This window comes from Streptomyces sp. NPDC048277, assembly GCF_040652235.1.
GTDB lineage: Bacteria > Actinomycetota > Actinomycetes > Streptomycetales > Streptomycetaceae > Streptomyces.
Window position 1 is genome coordinate 41,679 of the sequence record NZ_JBEZLQ010000011.1, and the last position, 21,620, is coordinate 63,298.

Annotated in this window: 20 protein-coding genes, 4 pseudogenes and 1 riboswitch; of the genes and pseudogenes, 8 read left to right on the plus strand and 16 right to left on the minus strand. The window is 68.1% G+C overall.

Annotated features, from left to right (window positions below; translation table 11 throughout):
- Positions 1-125: 125 nt before the first annotated feature.
- On the plus strand, positions 126-614 hold the full coding sequence (locus tag AB0D85_RS23795) for a DUF4913 domain-containing protein (RefSeq protein WP_362323433.1): 489 nt from the start codon (positions 126-128) through the stop codon (positions 612-614).
- 315 nt (positions 615-929) lie between these two features.
- Positions 930-1,649, plus strand: coding sequence for a transposase (locus tag AB0D85_RS23800; protein WP_362324109.1), 720 nt, complete (start codon positions 930-932; stop codon positions 1,647-1,649).
- On the opposite strand, the gene AB0D85_RS23805 is transcribed toward AB0D85_RS23800, so the two are convergent.
- The 6 genes and pseudogenes from AB0D85_RS23805 to AB0D85_RS23830 form a co-directional block, all read right to left on the minus strand.
- Positions 1,582-2,067, minus strand: coding sequence for a hypothetical protein (locus tag AB0D85_RS23805; protein ID WP_362323436.1), 486 nt, complete (start codon positions 2,065-2,067; stop codon positions 1,582-1,584). The genes AB0D85_RS23800 and AB0D85_RS23805 overlap by 68 nt on opposite strands.
- Positions 2,068-2,426: 359 nt before the next feature.
- Positions 2,427-3,344, minus strand: coding sequence for a 4-(cytidine 5'-diphospho)-2-C-methyl-D-erythritol kinase (locus tag AB0D85_RS23810; RefSeq protein ID WP_362324112.1), 918 nt, complete (start codon positions 3,342-3,344; stop codon positions 2,427-2,429).
- Between the two features lie 281 nt (positions 3,345-3,625).
- Positions 3,626-4,830: pseudogene (locus AB0D85_RS23815) on the minus strand (IS256 family transposase).
- Positions 4,831-4,998: 168 nt separating this feature from the next.
- Positions 4,999-5,127: pseudogene (locus tag AB0D85_RS23820) on the minus strand (IS5/IS1182 family transposase); the annotation flags it as partial.
- A gap of 189 nt (positions 5,128-5,316) precedes the next feature.
- Positions 5,317-5,583: pseudogene (locus AB0D85_RS23825) on the minus strand (transposase); the annotation flags it as partial.
- A gap of 106 nt (positions 5,584-5,689) precedes the next feature.
- A complete protein-coding gene (locus AB0D85_RS23830; protein WP_362323439.1) occupies positions 5,690-6,835 on the minus strand; it encodes a cytochrome P450 in 1,146 nt (381 codons plus the stop codon).
- Between the two features lie 117 nt (positions 6,836-6,952).
- On the opposite strand from AB0D85_RS23830, the gene AB0D85_RS23835 reads away from it, so the two are divergent.
- Entirely contained in the window at positions 6,953-7,822 is an 870-nt protein-coding gene (locus AB0D85_RS23835) for a helix-turn-helix domain-containing protein (protein ID WP_362323442.1), read from the plus strand.
- Between the two features lie 108 nt (positions 7,823-7,930).
- Here the strand turns inward: AB0D85_RS23835 and AB0D85_RS23840 are convergent, their stop codons facing one another.
- Positions 7,931-9,208, minus strand: a complete 1,278-nt coding sequence (locus tag AB0D85_RS23840) for an IS701 family transposase (protein ID WP_362323445.1) — start codon at positions 9,206-9,208, stop codon at positions 7,931-7,933.
- 1,348 nt (positions 9,209-10,556) lie between these two features.
- A complete protein-coding gene (locus AB0D85_RS23845) occupies positions 10,557-11,192 on the minus strand; it encodes a hypothetical protein (protein ID WP_362323448.1) in 636 nt (211 codons plus the stop codon).
- A 482-nt stretch (positions 11,193-11,674) separates the two neighbouring features.
- Here AB0D85_RS23845 and AB0D85_RS23850 point away from each other — a divergent pair, with 482 nt between their 5' ends.
- Entirely contained in the window at positions 11,675-12,295 is a 621-nt protein-coding gene (locus AB0D85_RS23850) for a hypothetical protein (protein ID WP_362323451.1), read from the plus strand.
- Between the two features lie 369 nt (positions 12,296-12,664).
- On the opposite strand, the gene AB0D85_RS23855 is transcribed toward AB0D85_RS23850, so the two are convergent.
- Both AB0D85_RS23855 and AB0D85_RS23860 read right to left on the minus strand, forming a co-directional pair.
- The gene (locus AB0D85_RS23855; protein WP_362323454.1) at positions 12,665-13,810 is read right to left on the minus strand and encodes a Fic family protein; all 1,146 of its coding nucleotides are present in this window, start codon (positions 13,808-13,810) and stop codon (positions 12,665-12,667) included.
- 71 nt (positions 13,811-13,881) lie between these two features.
- Positions 13,882-14,251 (minus strand): annotated as a pseudogene (locus tag AB0D85_RS23860) (integrase core domain-containing protein); the annotation flags it as partial.
- A gap of 484 nt (positions 14,252-14,735) precedes the next feature.
- Between AB0D85_RS23860 and AB0D85_RS23865 the strand changes: the two are divergent.
- Positions 14,736-15,863 carry an 8-amino-7-oxononanoate synthase gene (locus AB0D85_RS23865; protein ID WP_362323457.1) on the plus strand — a complete coding sequence of 376 codons (1,128 nt, stop codon included), beginning with the start codon at positions 14,736-14,738 and terminating at the stop codon, positions 15,861-15,863.
- A gap of 59 nt (positions 15,864-15,922) precedes the next feature.
- Here AB0D85_RS23865 and AB0D85_RS23870 read toward each other — a convergent pair whose 3' ends face one another.
- Both AB0D85_RS23870 and AB0D85_RS23875 read right to left on the minus strand, forming a co-directional pair.
- Positions 15,923-16,150, minus strand: coding sequence for a DUF397 domain-containing protein (locus tag AB0D85_RS23870; RefSeq protein WP_362323460.1), 228 nt, complete (start codon positions 16,148-16,150; stop codon positions 15,923-15,925).
- Positions 16,151-16,159: 9 nt separating this feature from the next.
- Positions 16,160-17,020, minus strand: coding sequence for a helix-turn-helix transcriptional regulator (locus AB0D85_RS23875; RefSeq protein ID WP_362323463.1), 861 nt, complete (start codon positions 17,018-17,020; stop codon positions 16,160-16,162).
- A 212-nt stretch (positions 17,021-17,232) separates the two neighbouring features.
- On the opposite strand from AB0D85_RS23875, the gene AB0D85_RS23880 reads away from it, so the two are divergent.
- Positions 17,233-17,691 (plus strand): ATP-binding protein, encoded by a 459-nt coding sequence (locus AB0D85_RS23880; RefSeq protein WP_362323467.1) that lies wholly within the window; start codon positions 17,233-17,235, stop codon positions 17,689-17,691.
- A 32-nt stretch (positions 17,692-17,723) separates the two neighbouring features.
- Here AB0D85_RS23880 and AB0D85_RS23885 read toward each other — a convergent pair whose 3' ends face one another.
- The 3 genes from AB0D85_RS23885 to AB0D85_RS23895 form a co-directional block, all read right to left on the minus strand.
- Positions 17,724-18,197 (minus strand): C40 family peptidase, encoded by a 474-nt coding sequence (locus AB0D85_RS23885; protein WP_362323470.1) that lies wholly within the window; start codon positions 18,195-18,197, stop codon positions 17,724-17,726.
- 2 nt (positions 18,198-18,199) lie between these two features.
- Positions 18,200-18,385, minus strand: a riboswitch (cyclic di-AMP (ydaO/yuaA leader).
- Between the two features lie 361 nt (positions 18,386-18,746).
- Positions 18,747-19,055: a hypothetical protein gene (locus AB0D85_RS23890; protein WP_362323474.1), complete on the minus strand. Its 309-nt coding sequence runs from the start codon at positions 19,053-19,055 to the stop codon at positions 18,747-18,749.
- A gap of 7 nt (positions 19,056-19,062) precedes the next feature.
- Positions 19,063-19,698: an ATP-dependent Clp protease proteolytic subunit gene (locus AB0D85_RS23895; RefSeq protein WP_362323477.1), complete on the minus strand. Its 636-nt coding sequence runs from the start codon at positions 19,696-19,698 to the stop codon at positions 19,063-19,065.
- Between the two features lie 140 nt (positions 19,699-19,838).
- Here AB0D85_RS23895 and AB0D85_RS23900 point away from each other — a divergent pair, with 140 nt between their 5' ends.
- Positions 19,839-20,117, plus strand: a complete 279-nt coding sequence (locus tag AB0D85_RS23900; RefSeq protein WP_362323480.1) for a type II toxin-antitoxin system Phd/YefM family antitoxin — start codon at positions 19,839-19,841, stop codon at positions 20,115-20,117.
- A gap of 78 nt (positions 20,118-20,195) precedes the next feature.
- Here AB0D85_RS23900 and AB0D85_RS23905 read toward each other — a convergent pair whose 3' ends face one another.
- Positions 20,196-20,882 (minus strand): SDR family oxidoreductase, encoded by a 687-nt coding sequence (locus AB0D85_RS23905; RefSeq protein ID WP_362323483.1) that lies wholly within the window; start codon positions 20,880-20,882, stop codon positions 20,196-20,198.
- Between the two features lie 75 nt (positions 20,883-20,957).
- Between AB0D85_RS23905 and AB0D85_RS23910 the strand changes: the two genes are divergently transcribed.
- Complete coding sequence (locus AB0D85_RS23910) at positions 20,958-21,530, plus strand: TetR/AcrR family transcriptional regulator (RefSeq protein WP_362323486.1); 573 nt, start codon at positions 20,958-20,960, stop codon at positions 21,528-21,530.
- The last annotated feature ends 90 nt before the right edge of the window (positions 21,531-21,620 follow it).

Consider the following 21,620-nt stretch of genomic DNA (forward strand, 5'->3'; position numbering starts at 1 on the left):
CATGGACGTCGACGGCCTGATGCGGGTGCTGGTGAACCGTACGCGGCACATGAGCGTCGTGCTCGTGTACCGGTCCAGTCGATGCACCGGTCCAGCCAAAGCCGCAGAGAGAAAGCAGGACGGCAATGTCCACCGCGACTCCCGGACTCTCGGAACCCGACGCGACGACGCAGGATACGGCTCCGCCGCAGGAGGCACCGCAGGAGGCACCGAAGGAGGATGCTCCGAGCCCGCCACACTTCATCCTCTACAAAGAAGGCACTGAATACGCGCAGGCACTGCGACAGCTGTCCCTGTGGACACATCACGTGCTGCTGCCGGTGTACGGCAGGGAGGTCACCTCCACATCGCCCTGGTGCTCCTGCTGGTGGAAGCACCCCGAAGCAGTTGCCCAACTCCACGGCTTGTGGCTTGCCTGGGGAGAGCTGACCGGTCCCGGCTCCGCCATGAACGGTCCTGGCACCTGGCACCGCGACTATCTGGCGCCGGTGATGAACAGCCTGCGTGATCCTTCGGGCCCCTTCGCCGGATGCAAACCCGGCGCCCACCGTGCGAAGGAGATTCCCACCGTGGACGCCGCCGACCCGTTCGGCCTGCCGCCGGCCAGGGCTTGACGGCCTTCCTGCCTGCGGACTTGCCGGCGCAGGAGGCCGTTGAGTGCCCGTGTCACATCCTCTTTCCCAGGTTGAGAGCTCTCAAGGTTGGGTGCTGGTCGGGTTTGCCGTTCGGCTGAGCGTCGATGGACGCCGAGGCGAACGGCAGCCGGAGAGATCGCCAGGCGACTACCGCAAGGGGAGGCGGAACGGCGTCGGTCCGGCGGTTTCGTCGGGTGAGGCGGCGGGTTTTGAGGGTGATGCCGAGGGTGGGTCTGGGCCCAGGCGGCGAACTCGTCTCCGCCGTAGCCGTTGTCCGCCCAGACCAGCACGAGCGTGGAGGCGGGTCAGAAGGATGCGGGCGGCGTCGCGGTCCTGGACGTCGGCCGGTGCGACGAGCAAGTCGAGGAGCAGGCCTTCCTGGTCAACCTGGAGACGCCGCTTCTCCCATTTATATGTTCCCCGTTGTCCCGGTGCCGGGATAACGGGGAGAAGGCGACAGGGCGCGAGCGTCACTTCGCCGTGGACACCCGCGGCCTGCCGGTGATGATGGTCACCCCCGCCAACATCCACGACGCCCACGCCGCCCGCGACTTCCTTTTCCGGCTCCGCCTGCGGCGAGCTGGTCACCTGGGCAAAGGACCGCCTCCGCCTCACCCGCAAAGCCGTCAACGGGCCCAGAACCAAAGGCTTCGTCCTGTTACCGAAGAGGTGGGTGGTGGAGAGGCCGATCAGCTGGATCATGCGGCCCGCCGCAACTGCAGGGACTACGATGCGCATCTGTGCTGGACCGTCATGGCCCTGATGACGCGCCGGCTGACAAAGCCGGTGGCCGACTGGCGCGAACCCAAACCCCCGCCACCTCCACCGGTCTCGCCCCCGCACCCCCGTGACCAGCAGGTGCATAACGTAGCCCGAGCCTCAGCACGTCCCACCCCTTCGGCTTGTACTGCCCATGACCGCGGTGGAGGCGAGGCACGCATACGGGTTACGTGGAGCCAAAGTCCGTGCCGGCGAAGTCGTTGTCGGGCCGTGGGCAGACAGAGATGCGGATGAGTCCGTTGGGCAGCTGTTCCACGGCTGCGGCGTGCAGTGCTCCATCCCGCCCCGCCAGCGCATCTGGCGTCATGCCGGAAGACGGCACAATAAGGGACCCGCCCTTGCTCATCAGCGTGGCGATGAGCAAAGCGTGGCTGAGCTCCCCCGGCTCCAGACCGTCCCAGGCATCCAGAGCACCAGGGAGATCACCGGTCGGGCTCGTGAGAGTGGTGGTGGCGGCACAGATCCAGTCGGCAACACGGTGGATCCGCCGATACTGCTCGACTCTGAGATCGTCGGGGCGACCCTCTCCCTCCGCCCCTGAAGCCACATCTTCGAGAACACGAATGGCACGAGCAAGGTCTTGAGGGGAAACCATATCAGCCGAAGGCAGCTCATCGGCATCCGGCCACGACTCCAGCGATTCCTCATCCATAAGATCCCTCCGCCTGCCCGTCGCTATACCACGGAATGATCAACGTGTCCCGGCGTCGAACGGTTCATAAGGCTCGCCACCCGCGCGCTCAGGCCGACGTCGGTGAAGCAGCGCCACTGCGCAGGTCGAAGGAACCGTCGCCCGCTGACAGCCGCGGTACGCGTCGGCCGGTGAGCCGGTTCCGCGCGGCACGGTGGCCGCGCGGCCCGCCGAGGCTGGGGGCACCCGGCCCGAATCCTCCCATCGCCACCGGAAAGCCGTCAGCGGAACCGCTGATGTCGTCGCCGGAGCAACCCAAGCCCGCCCCCGCTCGAATCCTGAGCTGGGCACACGCGCAGCTCAGGATTGAAAACAGGCGCTCACCCGGGCTCGGACATCGACACTTCCAGCAGTGTCGCTCCCAGGGCGGGGCCGGACGCCGTACGCACAGTCCGGCAAGTTCCGGAAGCCCTGAGTGCCGTCACCACCTCGGCCGCCGAGCTGGAGTCGCGCACGAGGAAAGCCGTGGTAGGGCCAGAGCCCGAGACCAGCGCCGCGAGGGCACCCGCCGTCCGGCCGGCCGCCAGGGTCGCAGCGAGCTCCGGGAACAGGCTGAGAGCAGCGGGCTCGAGGTCGTTGGAGACGCTGGCTGCGAGCGCATCGGGGTCGCCCTCGGCGAGGGCGACCAGCAGGTCCTGGCGGGCCACAGGTTCAGGGACGTCAAATCCTGCACTTAACCGGTCGAACTCCCGGAACACAGCCGGGGTCGACAAACCTCGGTCGGCCATCGCGAACACCCAGTGAAAGGTCCCGCCGACCTCCAGAGCCGTCAGTTTCTCGCCGCGGCCGATACCCAGCGCCGCACCCCCAACCAGGCTGAACGGCACATCACTGCCCAGCTCAGCACAGATGTCGAGGAGTTCACTGCGGGAAGCGTTGGTGCCCCACAGCGCGTCGCACGCCACCAGCGCGCCCGCGCCGTCCGCGCTGCCGCCCGCCATACCACCGGCTACGGGGATGTCCTTGACAATGTGAATATGTACATCGGGCATACGGTCGTACCGCGCAGCCAGCATCTCGGCCGCCCGCGCCGCCAGGTTCGTACGATCCAGCGGGACTTGGTCGGTTCCCGGACCCGAACAGGTCACCGTCAGCCCGTCAGCCGGGGTGACCGTGACCTCGTCATACAAGCCGACCGCCAGGAAAACATTAGCTAGGTCATGGAAGCCATCAGGACGCGCGGCACCCACGCTGAGCTGGACATTAACCTTGGCCGGGACACGCACGGTGAAACTCACTACTGACCAGACTCCTCGGAACTCTTCATTCTCGGCGATACGCATGAACTCCTCCATGACCAACTGCCACTTCACGGCATCCAAGCGTCTGCCGAGCGGATGGACTGGAGCTAAACGACCCAACAGAAGCGCTGACCATCAGCACACCAATCCCTACTACGAGTTGCTCGCAAAGATGGATCATCAACCCTGTCCATAGTTCAGGTACAGCAGCCCGCTCTCGCCGGTCAGCTGCAGGCCGCGGGTGTGTCAATTTAACGGCTGATCTTGGTTGTTGATGGTCAGTTGTTGCTCGGGGTCAGGCGGCCTTCGAAGGCGATCTGGAACGCGTTGAGGGGTGCTTTCCAGCGCATGGTCCACCGCTTGCGGCCCTTCCCGGTCGGGTCCAGGCTCATCAGCGCCATGTAGATGCACTTGAGGGCGGCGGCTTCGTTGGGGAAGTGCCCGCGGGCGCGAACGGCCCGGCGGATGCGGGCGTTGACGCTCCCGATCGCGTTGGCGCTGCAGATGACCTTGCGGATCTCGACGTCGAAGGAGAGGAAGGGCACGAACTCGGCCCAGGCGTCCGACCACAGCTTCACGATCGCCGGATACTTCCGGCCCCACACCTCCTGGAACTCCAGGAACCGGCTCCGTCGCCGCGTCCTCGCTCGGCGCGGTGTAGACGGGCTTGAGTGCCCCCGCGACCTTGTCCCAGTCCTGGCGGGCGGCATAGCGAAAGCTGTTCCGCAGGAGGTGAACCACGCACGTCTGGACGATCGTGCGAGGCCAGACGGTCTCCACGGCCTCGGGAAGCCCCTTCAGGCCGTCGCAGACCAGCATGAGCACGTCGTCCAGGCCGCGGTTCTTCAGCTCGGTGAACACGTGCAGCCAGTACTTGGCGCCCTCGCCGCCGTCGCCGGCCCAGATGCCGAGGATGTCGCGGGTGCCGTCCACCGTCACCGCCATCACCACGTAGACCGGACGGTTCGCGACCTTCCCGTCCCTGATCTTGACGTTGATCGCATCGACGAACAGAACGGGGTAAACCCGGTCGAGAGGTCGGTTCTGTCATTCGGCCATGCCCTCCATCACCTTGTCCGTGATGGTGGAGATGGTCTGCTTGGACACCTCGGGCCCCGTAGACCTCGGCCAGGTGGGCAGCGATCTCGCCGTGCGTGAGTCCCTTCGCGGACAGAGACAGAACCATCTCATCGACCCCGGTCAGCCTCCGCTGCCGCTTCTTGACGATCTCCGGCTCGAACGTGCCCGAGGTGTCACGCGGAACCTTGACGTCGACCGGCCCGACGTCGGTCAGCACGGTCTTGGCCCGGCCCCCGTTTCAGGAGTTGCCGCTGCCCCGGCCGGCCGCGTCGTGCTTCTCATAGCCGAGGTGATCGGTGATCTCACCTTCCAGCGCAGACTCCAGGACCCGCTTGGTCAGCTGCTGCAGCCCACCCTGCCCGGTCAGCTGCAGTCCCTCCGACCGGGCCCGCTCCACCAGCATCGCGACCAGCTGCTCATCGGGCACAGGCACAGGCTGCCCCAACTGGGCACTCTCGACAGGTTCCACAGTCTCCAACTCCATGGCGGTGTCAGTCACTTGACGTCTCTCCCATGATCGTCGGATCCGCCGTTGGATTTACACTCCCTTCACACGGAGCCGTTTCCAACTTCATGCTGACGCGTGGTGAAGAACGAGAACGGCCTTCACGATGTCGGTGATGCGGTTGGTGCTGCAGCGGAGTTTCCGGAGCAGGCGCCAGCCCTTCAGCGTGGCCATGGCAACGCCTCTGATCTCGCTCGCCGGACCCCGCCCGTCTGGTAGTTCCGAGCAGTCCCGGCTTTGTCAGCGCTGCTTCCCGCCCTCCCCGGCGTCTCCCGGGTCGGACTGCGCTCAGCTCCCACCAGGCTGCTGCGACAGCCTGGCGAAGAGGTCTTGCACCTCCTTCGATTCACCGCACCTCACGGCGCACGAGCGCCTCGTGGCGCACAGCGAGCGTTCGACGACCCAGCGGCGGGGCAGGATCACGAACCCGGTGGTGTTCTTCGGCCGGGAGACGGTCTTGAGGGTGAGGTCGAGGTGGGTCTTCGCCCAGGTGACGAGTTTCCCGGCGTAGTTGGAGTCGGCCCAGACGATGGTGATCTCGGGGTGCATGAGCCGCAGCCGGAACAGGACTTCCTTCGCGACTTCGCGGTCGGTCATGTCGGCCGGGGTGACCATCACGAACAGCGGGAGGCCCTTGGTGTCGACGACGACCCTCGACGGCGACCGCGACACAAACTTCAGGGCAGTCCTCCAACTGCTCGCGCCGTTCCTCCGAGCGTGGAGAAGCTGGTAGGGAACGGCGCGAAACCGGTGCCGATCAGGTGCGCCGGGTTGAGGATCCGCTGTGGATGGATGTGCGGGCCTGCGTCCGGACGGGCAGGTGGTCCAGACCGCGCATGAAGTCGTGACGCCAGGTCAACTCGGTGGCCGGGACGGCGAGGTCGAGATCGGGGAACCGGGTCATCAAAGCGGTGAACGCGACCCGGCCCTCCAGCCGGGCCAGCTGCGCGCCGAGGCAGTAGTGAATGCCGTGCCCGAAGCCGAGATGCGGGTTCTGATGGCGGTCGAGCTGCAGCTGGTCCGCGTTCGGGAATCGGTTCTCGTCGCGATGTGCCTGCGCCAGGCTGATGTCGACGGGGGTGCCGGCCCGGACGGTTCGGCCAGCGAGTTCGAACGTCTCGGCGGCGGTCCGGGAAGTGGCCATGGCGAGGGGTGGATCGTACCGGACGAACTCCTCGATCGCGGTGGCCAGCAGTTGCGGCTCGGCGCGCACGCGGTCCCACCGGCTGCGGTCCTCAAGCAGCCGGAACACGCCGTTGCCGATCAGATTGACGGTGGTCTCGTGGCCAGCGACCAGCAGCATGAAGACCATCGAGGTCAGTTCGTCCTCGGAGAGCCGGTCCTGGTCGTCGCGGGCCGCGATCAGGTCACTGAGCAGGTCGTCACCCGGGTGCGCGCGCCGGTCGGCGAGCAAGCCGCGGACGACTGCGAGCAACCGGGTCAGCTGCGCGGGCCTCTCGTGGTGCCGGGTCGGGCCGGCAGCCACGATGGTTGTCCACGTGCGGAATGCCTCGCGGCTATCGGCCGGGACGCCGAGCAGGTCACAGATGACCTGCAACGGCAGCGGCCACGCGTACGCCTGGATCAAGTCGACCGTCTCGTGGCCCCCCATCGCGTCGAGCAGTTCGTCTGCGAGTTGATCGATGCGAGAGCGCATGGCCTCAATGCGTTGGGCAGTGAAGGAGGCCGAGACCATTCGGCGCAGGCGCGTGTGGTCCGGCGGGTCCAGGAACAGCATTTGACGCAGCATCGCGTCGTGCAGGTCCGGTGGATATCCCATGGACGAGACGTCAAGAACCTTGGTCGTACGCCGCTCGGACAGCGCCTGCCGGGCGGCGTCATAACCCGTGACCCGCAGGACCGTCGTACCGTCCTGCCGCGTGATCTCCTGGATGTGGTCCAAGGCACACTCCTTTGTTCCTACCCCGGTGCGGAACAGCCAAGCAGCACGGCCGCACTCACGGCTTGAACCAGGAAGCCACCTTGTGGAACTTCCGGGCCACTATGCTGGAATGGCGGGATGAGCGTGCGGCGGACCCATGACGAGCAGTTCAGTAGCTGTGCCCCGCCGCCGACGTACGCCAGGGACACGGGCCCGGGCGCCCGCGTGCGTACCCGTGACTCCCGTGCCAGGGATGTCATCGTCACCGACTTCTGCACCATGACCAGGTTGGAGGTCGAAGCGTCCCCGCATATCGAGGGCATGCTCCGGCTGTACGTAGTGCGGCGCGGCGCTTGGACGTTGCGGTACGGCCGTGACGATGTCGCCCTCGACGCAGGTCATTTGTCGGTGAGGCGCTCAACCGGCCTGATCGGCTTCGAGATGGCCCCGCACACGTCGGGCGTGACCGTTGGGCTGCCGGCAGAGGCGATCGGCAGCGGCACCGTGGCCAAGCCGGTGATCGACTCAGCCACCACACCCGAGGTACGTCTGCTGCTGGCCCACGCGAGCCTGCTGCACGACACGATCGACGACCTCACGGAAACCGGCGTCGACGCGGCACGCAACGCACTGGTCGAGTTGGCCCGCGGCGTGGTGCACCGCTACGTCGACGATACGGAGCCCGCCCTGGCACCCGCGCTGGTCCGGGCCGCCCGTGAGCTCGCCGATCGGCAACTCACCCACCCGGAGCTGACACCTGGGCTGCTCGCCCGCGAACTGCATGTCTCCGTACGCACCCTGAGCCGCGCGTTCGCCACCACCGCCGAACCGGTCGGCGCCTACATTCGGCGCCGGCGTCTTGAGGAGGCACGCCGGGAGTTGACCGCCGGGCACACCGTCTCGGAGGTCGCGGCTCGCTGGCAGTTCGCCGACAGCAGCCACTTCGTCCGCGCCTTCCGTAAACGCTACGACCAGACCCCAGCCGAATACCTCCGAAGCCGCAGATGACGGAACTAGTAGGATTCCGTTAGGTTGCTCTGGCTCTTGGGTTCTGGCTGGTGGTGGATGTTCTGGGCAGGAGCTGGTGGCAGGTGGTGCAGGTGCCGGTCCAGCAGTTCAGCAGGTCCTGGATGGCGTCGAGGGTCTGGTAGAAGGTGAGTCCGCTGTATCGGCTTTTGGGGCCAGGCGCTGTTCGGTGAGGAATGCGTGGGCGGCGGTGACCAGGGTGACGTGGTGATGCCACCCGGCCCAGGAACGTCCCTCGAAGTGGTCCAGGCCCAGGCCGTGCTTGAGTTCGCGGTAGTCGTGCTCGATGCGCCAGCGGATCTTGGCCAGGCGGACCAGTTCGGCAAGCGGGGTGTCGGCGGGCAGGCTGGACAGCCAGTAGTCGGTGGGTTTCCGGGCGTCCTGTGGCCATTGGGCCAGCAGCGTCACCTCGGGCAGGACACCGTCCCAGGAGCCATGTGCGGCGATCACGACGGCCTGGGCCAGACGACGAGCCCGGACCCCGGCCGGCCGTACCCGTAGTGCCACAAAGCGCGAGCGCATCGGCCCACGGGAGCCTTCCCGCCAGGTAACCTCGGTGAACGCCTGCCGCCCATGGCCGGCCGCCAGCGCGGCCACCGAGGACGGCTTGTGCCGGTAACGCGGCTGCGGCTTGCGGCCGTTTCCGGACCACGCCGGGGCGGTGGGCTGCGCGTCGTGGGGGTGGACGGTCACGTCCGACCGGACCGCCACGACATAGCCGATGCCCCGCTCGCTCAAGCCCTCGCGGAAGTCGGCGTTCTGCCCGTAGCCGGCGTCGGCCACCGCCACCGGCGGCACCATTCCCCACCCGGCCAGCTCGTCGAAGATGTCCAGGGCCAGGCGCCACTTCTCCCGGTGCCCGACCTCTGGCGGTATCCCGGTCTTCCGCCGCCGTCCGGCATCATGCGCCCACTCCTCGGGCACGAACAACTGCCACTGCAGCGGGCAGGAGGCCGTGTCGGAGACCGCGTGCACGCTCACCGCCACCTGGCAGTTGGCCTGTTTGCCCAGCGCTCCGCAGTACTGGGGCGCGACCGCCACCGACATCTTCCCGTCCTTCGGGAACGACACGTCATCGACCGCCCAGGCATCCGGGCGGATCTGCGGCAGCATCCGCTGCGCGATACGGCGCCGCACCGGCAGCGGATCCCAGGTCGACTGGTTCACGAACTGCTGCAGGTTCTGCTCGCTGCCGTCCGCCAGCCGCTCCGCCATCGGCTGGATCGACTTGCGTCGCCCGTCCAGCATCAGTCCCCGCAGGTGGCAGTCGCCCTTCGCCCGCTGGTTCTTGCGCGGCACCGACGCGAACACATCAGCGACGAACAGCGCTAACTTCGCCCGAGCCCGGTTCACTTCATGTGCGTCCACACCACCAACATGCCCCCAAACAGGACCAACAGACAGACCTAACGGAGTCCTACTAGTGCCGCATCAGGCAACGTTGGCCGGGGGTCGAGTAGGAACCACGCAGAGAGTGCACTTTGGTGTCACATGATTTGACACCCGGGTTGAGCTGGCTGTTCGCTGTACCCGGGGTTCGGGACCAGCGGAGCAGCCAGTATCGATGGGATTGATCTTGGCCTTGGAAGCTGGTTCGGACTCGGTATCGAGCCTTCGGTTCCACGGTCGTACAGCCGTGCAGCGGATCCATGACCCGATGCACGCGCGGAGAACGGTGGACTGCGCAGGCATACGGACGTGCGTTGGTGATGACCAACTCGGTGGTGCTCTCCGCACTGATGCGCTGGGACCGTCCGGTCCTGGCACCTTCGCCTCAGAACGCCCCAGCCATGGGCTAGAGGCTGGCTTGGGCCTGTGCGTGGCCGTGCGGGAACGACGTACTGACGCCCACTGACAACCGAGCCCGGAACGCGCCAACGGTCCCCCGAAACGGTGGCGTCCCCAAGGCCTCACCGACGACGAAGGCGGTCCCCGAGGGGGACCGCCTTTTCGTGGTGCGCCCAGCAGGGGCGCTCCAGGCCATAGGGTTCAGCGGTGTTCCGCCGGAGGCGCGGTCAGGCTTTGGGGCCCTGTCCTTTGCCGTGGTCGGGCCCGGGCTGATGCCGCAGATGCGGCGGCTGTTCGGCGGCCCGTTGGGCGGGGGGAGTCTGCGCGCCCGGTGTCCGGCGGACTGTCGTGGACCTTGACCGTGCTGTGGGCGCCGACGGGCGCCTGGGCTCGGCGTGCGACGGTGCCTGTTGCGTATCCGTGCTGTGGAGCCGTTCGTCCAGACGGCGACGGAAGGCCTCATGGACGTCCCGGTCCGCGGGTGGGAGAGCGGAGCGGCGAGCGCGAGACGTCAGCAGTTTGTCGGGGACCAGGGACAACGGCAGGGTGCCAGCGGAGGTCACCGGACGGGACGGACACCCGCGCATGCAGCAGGGGCCGGATGACGTCGTACTCGCGCCGGGCCGCGTGCTGCTCGGCGACCATGGTCGCCACCGTGTCGGCGTCCCGGGTGACGGCGCGCAGCACCGGAAGGGTGCTCTCGCTGATCTCGCCGCGTGCCGCGAACGTGAGCAGGGTGTCCTGGTGCCGGGCGGGCCTGCTGCCGGGTCACTCAAAGCGCTCAGGATGCCGAGACCAGCAGCGATAGCGAACCCGAACACACGTTACCCAGGGGTGAGTGCATCCTGTCGGCCGACCTTGCAACAGCCCTGCCCTCGCCCTCTGCTGACAGCGAGACGCAGATCCCCGCGATCCACGCGGCGCTGCACTATCGTGACTGCCGCCCGCCCTGATTGCCGCGGCGGCGCGCGCTCTGCTCGGCAGCATCGCGGGCCTGAATTCGTGCTGACCGGCGACGCCCGGACTGTTCCGGTACAGGGGGGGCATAATAGCCAGCGTTTACGGGTTGAGCGGGTGCTGGCTGTTGCGGCGGGGTATATGCGGGCGGCAGGTCGGGAGCTTGCCATGGTGTATGAGATTGCAGGTCCTGCCCACGGTCGTAGAAATACGCCGGGAGTTGGTCGTTGTCAGCGGCTGGGTCAGCTGGATATCCAGGCAGGGGCGGTGTTTCGGGCCATTCGGCATCATTGCCAAACGCGTCGACCAGGAAGACCTCGTTCGTGTCGAAGTTGAAGTACTGTGGTGCCCCCTCGGGGCCGGGCCGCCCGCTGGGATCGTACAGATACATGGCATAGGCATCCTGAGCGAAACGCAGTTCAGCTCGCCACAGGGCGTCCTGCTCTGGACGGGACAGATCATTCTCGCCCACACCTGCCGACAACTCGTGCACGTATTGCCCGATCGGGAAATTCTTTCCCCAGCAGTACTCGGTTGCATCTTGCGGCGTGAACCGGGCGTTATCCCTGCGATCGATGGATCCGCGAGAAAAGCCATGATTGTCCATGTGCCCAAAATGTCCCCTAATTGACCTTGCGATGTCATCGGCCGACCATTCCTGCCCGCTATTATCAACCCATGGCCGTTCAGGGTTTCCATTCCGTGGCATTTTATGCTCCTGTGCGATCGTTCATTAAATAGCGCTTCTGTCGTTGCGCTGCTCGTTGAGAGTTTCTGCCCTTGCCTTCGGCTCTTCGGGCAGGGGATGCATCTCTGTCAACGTGTCCCGCCTCTGACCGGTTCACGGTGTGATAGGTGAGTTTCTTCGAGCCGGCCACCCGGTCGGGCGACGGTCCACGCCGCGCAACGGGCAAGGGCAAGGCCACCGAGCTGGTTGATCGCGGGATGTCCGACGTCTCAACCGTGCTGCGCAGGGGCCTCGTTGGTCATCAGCCAGACCAGGATCCGGCGCGCGGATCTCATGCGGCGGGCCGCCTGTCGCGGTAAATGCCGGATTTACTGCGGCAGTGCCGGAAGGGCGTGGCGGGCGTGGCGATCGAACCGGTGACCGAACTCGGGAGCGGGGACGCGCTTCGGGTGCCGCGCGCCCGGGTCGTGCCGCTGTCTACCCCGCCCGCGTCGTACACCGCAGCGGTCGAGCGGTACCTCACCGGCGCGGGCATCGCGAAGTCCTCCACGCGGATCTACCGGATCTCGCTGACGACGTGGGGATGGGTGCTCGCCGGTGAACCGGCGCCGACCGGGCCCGCCCGTCGAGGCGCGAAGCCGCCAGTCTTCCCCGTCACCGCGATCGACGACCCGGCGCTGCCGGAGGCGGTGGCCGAACTGGCGGCGGCGCGGGCCGACGAGATGGACGCCGACACCGTCAACCGTGAACTGTCCATCGCCCGCAAGGCGATCGGCTGGTGGCGGCGCCAGGGCTGGATCAGCGGTGACCCGACGATCGGCATCGAGCGGCGGTCGGCACCACCGGACCGCACCAAGGCCCTGGCCGAGAACCAGATCGCCGCCCTGTGGCGCCTGGACGTCGTCCTGCGGGTGGGAAGCCCTGTTTCCGCTGTGACGGTGCGCAGCGTCATGTGCTCTCGGATGGACATCGTCTCGGCACGAGAGCGCCTTATCGATAGGGCAGCCGCGGAGGCCATGTGAGGGGGCCCGGCTCCGTGTGAGGCTGGCGCGACTGCCACAACACCTCGTCTGTCTCCCGGTTGGGGCACCATGCTGTCGGCGCCCGCAGGGCGGCCAGCCGGTCGGGCAACTCGGTTGTTTGTTCCCAGGAGTATCTGCCCATGCGGGTGAGCACATCCATGCCGATGCTGCACACAGCGCGGTCGGTGCTGTGCGCGGACAGGATCAAGGCGATCAGACGCAGCGCAGGCGGCGAGGCCATGGGCAGGCGCAACGGTGTGGGGAGCAGCGCCCAGTGGGCGGCGCGACAGCGTGATCTGCGGTCGGGAACCTGGTCCAGGACGGTGGTCGTACCCGCTGCGTCGGCGAACCGGTCGCGCAAACCGGCGATCAGCTGCGCCGGTAGGGGTCGGCGAACGGCTCCAAGGACTGGTGGACCTCCTGTTGGGCGGCGTCCAGGCGCGGACCAGGGCCGTAGTGACGGGCGCGGGCCTTGCCGTGTGGGGCCAGCCAGCCGATGCGAACCAGATCGCGGATGTCGCGGATGGCCTGCTGGTCGGAAAGGTCGGCGTCCTGCTGGTAGACGGTGCGGCGGACCTTTGAGCCCCAGAAGGCGGGAAGCAGGGCGTGGACAACGCGTTCGTCCAGGCCGTCGGCGGCGGTGGCCTCGCCCAGGTGGACCCAGGCACGGGCGAGCAGGTCGGTGCGGCGCTGGGCCTGCTGGGCCTGGCGGTGGTGGGCGCCGAGACAGAACCGGATCCACGGATGCGTGTCGCGTTCGGGACTCCAGTTCGGGCCACCGACCTGCTGGAGGACTTGATAGTAGGCGTAGGTGTTCTGACCGCGGCCCAGCCACTCCTCGATGCTGGAGAACTCCGGCGGCAGCATCTGCTCGGCCTCCCGGGCGAACACCAGCGTGGACAGGGCGCGGGACATGCGCCCGTTTCCGTCCTTCCACGGGTGGACGTTGACCAGGTTCAGATGCGCCATCGATGCGCGCACGTGCACGGGCGCGTCCAGGTCGCCGTCGTTGAGCCAGTCGATCAGCTCCGTCATCAGCCCCGGGACGTGTTCGCTGTCGGGGGCGGTGTAGGCGGGTACGAGCGGGTCGTCGGGGCTGGTGACATACACCGGCCCGTCCCGCCAGCGGCCTGGGCGCTTGTCCAGGTGGTGTCCCTGGAGCATGAAGTGCAGTCCGCCGAGCAGGCCCGCGTCGTACCGGAACTCCGGCCCGGCATCCGCCAGGGCCTGGATGTAGGTCATCGCACGCTGGTAGCCCTCCAGCTCCACCCGGGTACGGTCTGCGGTCTCCAGCGGTTCCTCGCCGGCCATCAGCGCCTCGACATCGTCGACGGTCGCGGCGTAGCCCTCGATCGTGTTCGAGCCGGCGATCGCCCGCGCCGTCAGGTTTCGCCGCAGCTGCCCCGACCACCGTGGCTGCGCACGCAGCTGATGCCGGAGTTTGTGCCGCATCTCCTCGATCTCCGCCAGGACGCGGTGGTCGTCGATCTCCAGCGCCGGAGTGTTGTACAACATGACTCGATGACACCATGACTACATCATCATGTCAAGTAGGGGTTGCTTTGCTGAATCCCCGTCCGTACAGGTCATGCCGCATGTCCGTACTCGTGGAGGATGCCGCCAAGGCGGTCTCGTCTGCGTACATCAAGGCGAGCTGTCTCGTTCGGATCCGTGATTGGCGCGGGTGAGGAGTGCGCGGCCGGGCGCCCGCGATGCCCTGATGCGGCCGGTGTCCGTTGTAGAAGTCTTCGAACTCCCGGGCGTGGAGGAGATGGCGCTGGTTCCAGATCAAGGTCCGGTCCAGCAGTTCGCGACGGCAGGTCTGTACCCACTGTTCCATGATCGCGTTCATGCGGGGCATCCGAATCCCGCTGAGCACGATCTCGATCCCCACATCGGCCAGGACGGCGTCAAGCAGAGCGGGAACTTCCCGTCCGGGTCCCACATCACGAACCGCACCCAGCGCCCGACGCGAACCTTTGTGTAGATGCTGTCCGGGGTGCCAGTGCCCGGGCCCTGGATGTAGCCGCCCTGGTCGAAGTGCTGCGCCGGGCCACCGCTCGCCCGGCGCAGGAGACCATCGTTCGCCGACCGGCCGGCCGTCGACCCCAGGTAGGTCCCGGACGGCGCGTTCGGGTTCCCGGAATTCCGATACCGCGTGACCGCATACGTGGTCGCGGTCTGCCCGTCGAGGTGGTTCAGAGCCCTCCCGACGTTCCCGATCGTGCTGAGCGCGCCGCCCGCGGCGGCCGTCACCTTCGCCCGTCCGGGAGGAGATTCCAGAGGTTGTGAGAGACGATCTCTTGTGGTTCCGCTGAAGCCGCATCTGACCCGCAGGTATCTGTGAAGGCGTAAAACCGGGTGTGGGTATTGCCACACACTGGGTGCCTGGTCGTCCCGCTAGGGTCTGTCCACTGCCTACAAATTCACCGGAGGAGCCATGGCGTTCGGCTGGATCGACGAACAGGCGGAACTGCGCCGCCGCGCCGGACTGGTACGGACCCTGCGCCCCCGCCCCGCCGACTCGCCGCTCCTGGACATGGCGAGCAACGACTACCTGGGCCTCGCCCACCACCCGGAGGTCGCCGAGGGCGCGGCGGCGGCGGCCCGGACCTGGGGCGGCGGCTCCACCGGCTCCCGGCTGGTGACCGGCACCACGGAGCTCCACACCGAGCTGGAGCGCGAGCTGGCCGAATTCTGCGGGTTCGAGGCGGCCCTGGTCTTCTCCTCCGGCTACGCCGCCAACCTCGCCGCCGTCACCACGCTCGGCCCGCACGGCGCCCTGATCGTCTCCGACGCCCTCAACCACGCCTCCCTGATCGACGGCTGCCGGCTGGCCCGGGCCGCCACCCAGGTCGTGGCGCACGCCGATCCGGACGCCGTGCGCAAGGCGCTCGGCACCCACGAGGGAGGCGCGGTCGTCGTCTCCGACACGGTGTTCTCGGTCGACGGCGACGCGGCACCGCTGGCCGCACTGGCCGAGGCGTGCCGGGAGCGCGGCGCCGGGCTGCTCGTCGACGACGCCCACGGGCTCGGGGTCCTCGGGGACGGCGGGCAGGGCGCGCCGTACGCGGCCGGGCTGGCCGGGGCCGACGACGTGGTCGTCACCGCGACCCTGTCCAAGTCGCTGGGCAGCCAGGGCGGTGTGGTCATGGGCCCGGCCCGGGTGATCGACCACCTGGTGAACGCGGCGCGGACCTTCATCTTCGACACGGGGCTCGCCCCCGCCGCGGCGGGGGCGGCCCTCGCGGCCCTGCGGCTGCTGCGACGCGAGCCCGGGCGCGCTGCCCGGGCCCGCGAGGTGGCCGCCGACCTGCACACACGGCTGACCGCCGCGGGTCTGGAAGCGGTACGACCGGACGCCGCGGTGGTCTCCGTGCGGGCACCGTCCCCGGAGGAGGCCGTGCAGTGGGCGGCCGACTGCCGGACGGCAGGCCTGGCCGTGGGCTGCTTCCGTCCGCCTTCCGTGCCGGACGGCATCTCACGGCTCAGGCTGACCGCCCGTGCCGACCTCTCCGGGGCCGAGATCGAACGCGCTGTACGTGTGATCGACGAGACACGACCATGAGTCGGCGTGACACGGCCGGGCCTTGCCCATATGCGGATACGGAGTCGGTCGTCAGCTGATCAGCGGGTGAGCGTGGCCATGAAACCCGCCCAGCTCTCGGGGGAGAAGAGCAGCGCGGGTCCGGCCGGGTTCTTGGAGTCGCGCACGGCGAGCAGCCCGGCCGGTGGGCCGGAGTGCGGCCGTGCCGTCTCCACGCAGTTGTTCGCTCCGGTGCTGTAGCTGCTGCGCAGCCACCGCAATCCGTGCAGATCAGCACTTGAAGGTACGTTCCGAGGCAGTGCAGTCATGGTGCCTCCTTACGCGCCGTCACCTATCCCGGCGATGTAATCCAACGAGTCCTCGGGCGAAAGGGCGTGGATCTGAAGGGTGTTGAAGGCCTCCGCATACGCCTGGAGGTCTTCTTTCCGTTCGAGGTAGAGGCTACTCGTCAACTGGTCGAGAACAACCACATTCAGATCAGAAGTGCTCGGAAATGAGAAGATTACGAAAGGCCCGGTGATGCCGACATGCGCTCCGGCCGCGAACGGCAGCACCTGGAGCCGTACTTGGGGCAGTTGCGCCGCCTCCATCAGCCGTTTCAGCTGCCGCGCCATCACCCCGGGGCCGCCGACCTCCCGGCGCAGCACCGCCTCGTCGAGGACCGCGCTCAGTTCCAGCGGCGGCTCGTTGCGCAGCACGTCCTGCCTGGCCAGACGTACTTCCACCAGGGCGTCCAGCGCCTCGTCGTCCAGCCCGTCCGCCGCCACCCGGGTCACGGCACGCGCGTATTCGGGGGTCTGCAGCAGGCCCGGTACGACCGAGGTCTCCAGCGTGCGCATCGCGCTGGCCTGCGACTCCAGACTGATGAAATCACGGTAGGCCGGCGGCAGTACGCCGCGATAGGCGTGCCACCAGTGGTGCCGGCCGGCGGTATCCTCTGACCCCGCCAACACCAGCAGCAACTCCCGAAGTTGTCCTTCGACCACGCCATAGGCGTCGAGGAGTAACCGCACATCGGCCGGTTTCACACCGCTGGCGCCGGTCTCGATCCGGCTCACCTTCGACTGATGCCAGCCCACCAGACGGGCGGCCTCGCCGCTCGTGAGACCCGCACCGGTGCGCAGCATGCGCAGTTCGGCGCCCAGTTTCCGGCGGCGTACCGCGGGACCGTTCTGCATGGGCTACTCCTTACTCCTTACGAGCCGCCCAAATACGGTCTGGGGTAGCAGAGTTCACCGCTTCGAGCGACAGATATATGCATATCTTGGTGGATCGCTCCCCGTGACCGGCCCGGTAATGGCAGTCTGGCGAAGAAGCACCAGTCCGGGACCGTACTCGAACCTTCCGCACCGTGTCGGACTCCGGTCCCGAGGAAAGGGACGACCTCGCCATGGCAGACCATCTGGAAGCATCCGTCACTCTGCCGAGCGATCCCGCCTCGGTCTCCACGGCCCGCTCCTATGTGCTGAGCACCCTCGCGGAATGGGGACTGCCACCGGAGACGGAGGCCGCGGACACCATCCGCCTCATCGTCTCCGAACTCGCCACCAACGCCGTACAGCACACCTTCGGGCAGTCACCCACCTTCACGGTGGACATCGTCCTGCACCGTGACGAACATCTGCGCATCGGCGTCACGGACAGCCATCCGCGCTTCCCCAAGAGACTTCCCGCCGCAGTCCAGCAGGACAACGGGCGCGGCATGGTCATCATCCGCTGGCTCACCGCCGAGTGCGGCGGCAAGCTCCGGGTGCGCCCCACCCGGGAGGGCGGCAAGACCGTCTCCATCGACCTGCCCTGGACGGTCCCGGCCGAGCCCGTGGCGACCGCCGGCCAGCAGGAGCCGTAGCCCCGAGCCCCTGCCCGCCGGCTGTCGGGGGGTCAGCTGACCCGGCCGTACCAGACGCTCTTCGTCCAGATCTTCTGGAGCTTCACCACGTCCCCGGTCTTCGGGGCGTGCCAGATCTTTCCCTTCCCGGCGTAGATGCCGACGTGGTACACGTTGGAACCCGAGTGGAAGAAGACCAGGTCACCGGCCTTGCGGTTGCCGGCCGAGATATGACGGGTCTTGTTGTACTGCTGGGCCGCCGTACGCGGCAGGGTCTTGCCCGCCTTCTTGAACGAGTACAGCGTCAGCCCGGAGCAGTCGAACCGGTTCGGGCCGGTGGCGCCCCACCTGTAGGGCGAACCCTTCTTGGACGCGGCGACCTGGAGCGCCTTCGTCCCCATCGTGGCGGCCGAGGCGTTGGAGGCGACACCCGGGATCACGATCGAGCCGCCCACGGCGGCGATGGTCAGCGCCGAGGCCGTACCGGCCCGGGCCATGAGCGACGGAACACGATTGAGCGCAGTCATGCGCTTCCCTTCGTCAGCCGCCTGTGAAGGATGACCTGTCGGATTCGGGCTGGCGAAGTTGCCCGGCCGTGTCGCCACGGCTTCACCCCAAGGGCTGCTCGACCCGGTCATGGCGTGACCGTTCCGGCGACCCGTCGTGCTTGGGTCCTCCACTCCTGCCGATGCACTTCTGTCGACGGGTCAATCCGGGCGGCGGCAGGACTCGGCGTCCGCCCGGACCGCCCCGCCGCTGTGGCGGGGGCTTGTCGTCAGACAGGGATCTTCACTCACTCGTGTCCGAAAATCCCAACGGAATCGGGGATTTGTGGGGTTACTCACCACCCACCCGTTCGGGTGGACAACCCTTTGTTCGATTTTCCGTCAACTGCCGTGCGTAGCCCCGGACCTGCGCCGAAGCATCTTCCGGGCACCTTCGGGCAGGCGTTCTGAGCGGCCTCTTCGGTCAGGTAAAACCACGCCACGCTCCGCCGAACGGACGTAACCCCGTTGGGCCGTTTCAACTCCCGCCCGGACGCGGCGTCGACGCGGCGGCCAGGACGGCTGAGGGCGTCACCGTACGCAGTCGGGCGGGAGCGCGACACGAGCGGTCCGGCGCTCGCCGTCGAGTACCCGCAACGCCCGTGCCAGCGTGTCCCCGTGGAGCTCCGTCTCGCCCCGCCCATGCATCAGGGCGAGCGCGTCGCGCAGTTCGGACGCCGCGCGCACCAGCGCCTGCGCGGCGCGCAGTCCACGGTAGGTGTCCTCGTTCTGCGCCGGGTTGATACGGCCCAGCAGATCGACCACGTCCAGATAACGGTCGATCAGCTCGCCCTCGGCACGCGTCAGCGCGGGCAGCGGCGGAAGCTCCGGTGGCAGCATCGGCCCGTCACCCCGCGTCCGGCAGACCGAGCGCGGACCTCCGGCTGGGCACGATCCGGTCCACAAGGCCGTAGGCCAGTGCCCCCTGCGCGTCCAGCACCAGGTCCCGCTCCAGATCCTGGTGGACCTGCTCCGGCGTGCGCCCGGTGTGCCGGACGAGCATGCCTTCGAGCAGCCCGCGGACCCGCTCCAACTCCTGCGCCTGGATGGCCAGATCACTCGGCTGGCCCTGTACCGGTTCCGGCAGCGACGGCTGCTGGAGCACGATGCGCGCCCCCGGGAGCATGGACCGCTTGCCCGGTGCGCCGGCCGCGAGCAGCACCGCGGCCGAGGACCCGGCCTGCCCCAGGCAGACTGTCTCCACGTCACAGCTGACGTACTGGACCGTGTCGTAGATGGCGGCCATCGCGCTGAACGACCCGCCCGGAGAGTTGATGTACAGCGCGATGTCCCGCTCCGGGGCGTCGTGCTCCAGGTACATGAGCTGCGCCATCACGTCGTTGGCCGAGGTCTCGTCGACGGGTGCGCCGAGGAAGACGATCCGCCCCTCCAGCAGCTTCGAGTACGGATCCAGGGTGCGCTGCCCGGAACTGGTGCGTTCCGTGAACTCGGGCAGGACATAGCGGGCGGACGGTCGGGTCATGACGTACCCCTCCTCACGGCCGAGGCGTCTCGGCGGCCGGGCTCTCTGTGAAAAATGTACAGGACGTACAGAGCCTTGGATGGGGGTTCCGCTGTCGCCGAACAAGAGGTGTTGTCCGAGGTGCCCCGTAAGCTGGATTCATGGCCTACGAGATTCCGGTGACGCAAGCCAGGGCTGAGCTCGCCGAACTGATCAACCGGGTGGTGTACGGCGGTGAGCGCGTCGTCGTGACGCGCCACGGCAAGCCCCTGGTCGCCCTTGTCTCCGCCGCCGACCTCGAGCGCCTCGAAGAGCTCTCGGAGCCCGCCGAGGACCAGGTGGTCAGCTCGGTCTCCACCGTGCGCGAGACCGCCGCCGTGCGTCCGGAGCGCGGCCGCTTCGGCATCGCGGCGGAGCACCGGGGAGCCGCGGGCTCCTGACCGCCGACACGCCATCGGCCCTCCTCCGGAGCGTCCGGGGGAGGGCCGATCGGGTGTCGTGGGGTGTGACGCGGGGCGTCAGGCCACGGTGAAGCCTCCGTCGACGGGCAGGATCGAGCCGGTCACATAGGTGGCGTCCACGAGATAGCGGACGGCGGCGGCGACATCCTCGGGGCGCCCCACCCGTCTGGCGGGCACGGTGTCCGCCGCCGCGGCGAACTGCGCCTGCCGCTGCTCCTCGGGCAGGAAGTCCCACCAGGGCGTGTCGACGGCGCCCGGCGACACGGCATTCACCCGTACGGGCGCGAGCTCGGCCGCCAATGGGGACACGATCCGCTCGATGGCGCCGTTGACCGCCGCGAGGGTCACCGTCCCGGCCAGTGCCGACCGCGCCGTGGCGGCCGAGATCAGCGTGATCGAGCCGGTCACCCCCGCCCACCGGATCGCGAGCAGGTAGGGGAAGAACTTCCCGTCGAACGCCGCCCTGACGTCCGCGAGCCCGACGCCGGCGACCGGGCCGAGGCCCACGGCGCCCGGGCTGAACGCCAGTACCAGATGGTCGAAGGTCCCGATCCGGTCGAAGAACGCCGAGACCGCCTCCTCGGAGGTGCCGTCCACCTGGTCCGCCGCCGTCACCACCTCCTTGGCGGCGGCCAGTTTCTCCGGATCGCGACCGGTGACGATCACCTCGGCGCCGTCGGCCGCCAGCCGCCGTGCGGTGGCCAGGCCGATGCCGGAGGTCCCGCCCATGATCACAACGCGCATTGCTCTACCCCTTTTTCGGAACGCTGCGTCTCGTTAGTAGAGTACCGAGACGCGGCGTCTTGTAAAGTGACTGTCATGACAGGTGAACGACGACCGGGCAGGCCGCGCAGCGAGGAGTCGCGGCGCGCGATCCTCGCGGCGGCCATGGACGGCCTGCACGAGCACGGCTATGCCGCGTTGACCATCGAGGGCATCGCCGCCCGCGCGGGCGTGGGCAAACAGACCATCTACCGCTGGTGGCCGTCCAAGGCCGATGTCGTGCTCGACGCGATGCTCGACATGGCGGAGACCCGGATCGCCGTCCCGGACCAGGGCTCACTGCCCGCCGACCTCGTGGCATTCCTGGGCGAGAGCATCCGGCAGCGGGGCCAACGGCCGGTCCTGGTCGGGATGATGGCCCAGGCCCTGCTCGATCCGGCCTTCGCGGTGCAGTTCCGGGACCGGTTCCTGTTCAGCCGCCGTGCCGCGCTGCGCGGCATCCTCGACCGGGCGGGCGCGCGCGGCGAGATCGCCGCCGACGTGGACCCCGAGCTCGTCATCGACGTCGTCTACGGGGTGCTCTGGTACCGCCTGCTGCTCGACCACGCGCCCCTGGACGAGGAGGCGGGCCGGCAGCTGGCCGCGCTGGTGGTGCGCGCGGTGCGCTGAGGGCCGGTCCCGCGGGCCGTGCGGCGACCTCGGTCCGGTTAACGTCGTTGAAACTCCGGCGAACTAGCCTGCCCATCCACGCCACCAGCG

Coding starts and splice junctions, on each gene's coding strand:
- AB0D85_RS23875 (WP_362323463.1), bottom strand. CDS start 17,020: ATGCAGAACGGTCCCGCGGTACGCCGCCGGAAACTGGGCGCCGAACTG.
- AB0D85_RS23835 (WP_362323442.1), top strand. CDS start 6,953: ATGAGCGTGCGGCGGACCCATGACGAGCAGTTCAGTAGCTGTGCCCCG.
- AB0D85_RS23870 (WP_362323460.1), bottom strand. CDS start 16,150: ATGACTGCACTGCCTCGGAACGTACCTTCAAGTGCTGATCTGCACGGA.
- AB0D85_RS23880 (WP_362323467.1), top strand. CDS start 17,233: ATGGCAGACCATCTGGAAGCATCCGTCACTCTGCCGAGCGATCCCGCC.
- AB0D85_RS23805 (WP_362323436.1), bottom strand. CDS start 2,067: ATGGATGAGGAATCGCTGGAGTCGTGGCCGGATGCCGATGAGCTGCCT.
- AB0D85_RS23845 (WP_362323448.1), bottom strand. CDS start 11,192: ATGGACAATCATGGCTTTTCTCGCGGATCCATCGATCGCAGGGATAAC.
- AB0D85_RS23900 (WP_362323480.1), top strand. CDS start 19,839: ATGGCCTACGAGATTCCGGTGACGCAAGCCAGGGCTGAGCTCGCCGAA.
- AB0D85_RS23905 (WP_362323483.1), bottom strand. CDS start 20,882: ATGCGCGTTGTGATCATGGGCGGGACCTCCGGCATCGGCCTGGCCACC.
- AB0D85_RS23895 (WP_362323477.1), bottom strand. CDS start 19,698: ATGACCCGACCGTCCGCCCGCTATGTCCTGCCCGAGTTCACGGAACGC.
- AB0D85_RS23795 (WP_362323433.1), top strand. CDS start 126: ATGTCCACCGCGACTCCCGGACTCTCGGAACCCGACGCGACGACGCAG.
- AB0D85_RS23910 (WP_362323486.1), top strand. CDS start 20,958: ATGACAGGTGAACGACGACCGGGCAGGCCGCGCAGCGAGGAGTCGCGG.
- AB0D85_RS23855 (WP_362323454.1), bottom strand. CDS start 13,810: ATGTTGTACAACACTCCGGCGCTGGAGATCGACGACCACCGCGTCCTG.
- AB0D85_RS23865 (WP_362323457.1), top strand. CDS start 14,736: ATGGCGTTCGGCTGGATCGACGAACAGGCGGAACTGCGCCGCCGCGCC.
- AB0D85_RS23885 (WP_362323470.1), bottom strand. CDS start 18,197: ATGACTGCGCTCAATCGTGTTCCGTCGCTCATGGCCCGGGCCGGTACG.
- AB0D85_RS23890 (WP_362323474.1), bottom strand. CDS start 19,055: ATGCTGCCACCGGAGCTTCCGCCGCTGCCCGCGCTGACGCGTGCCGAG.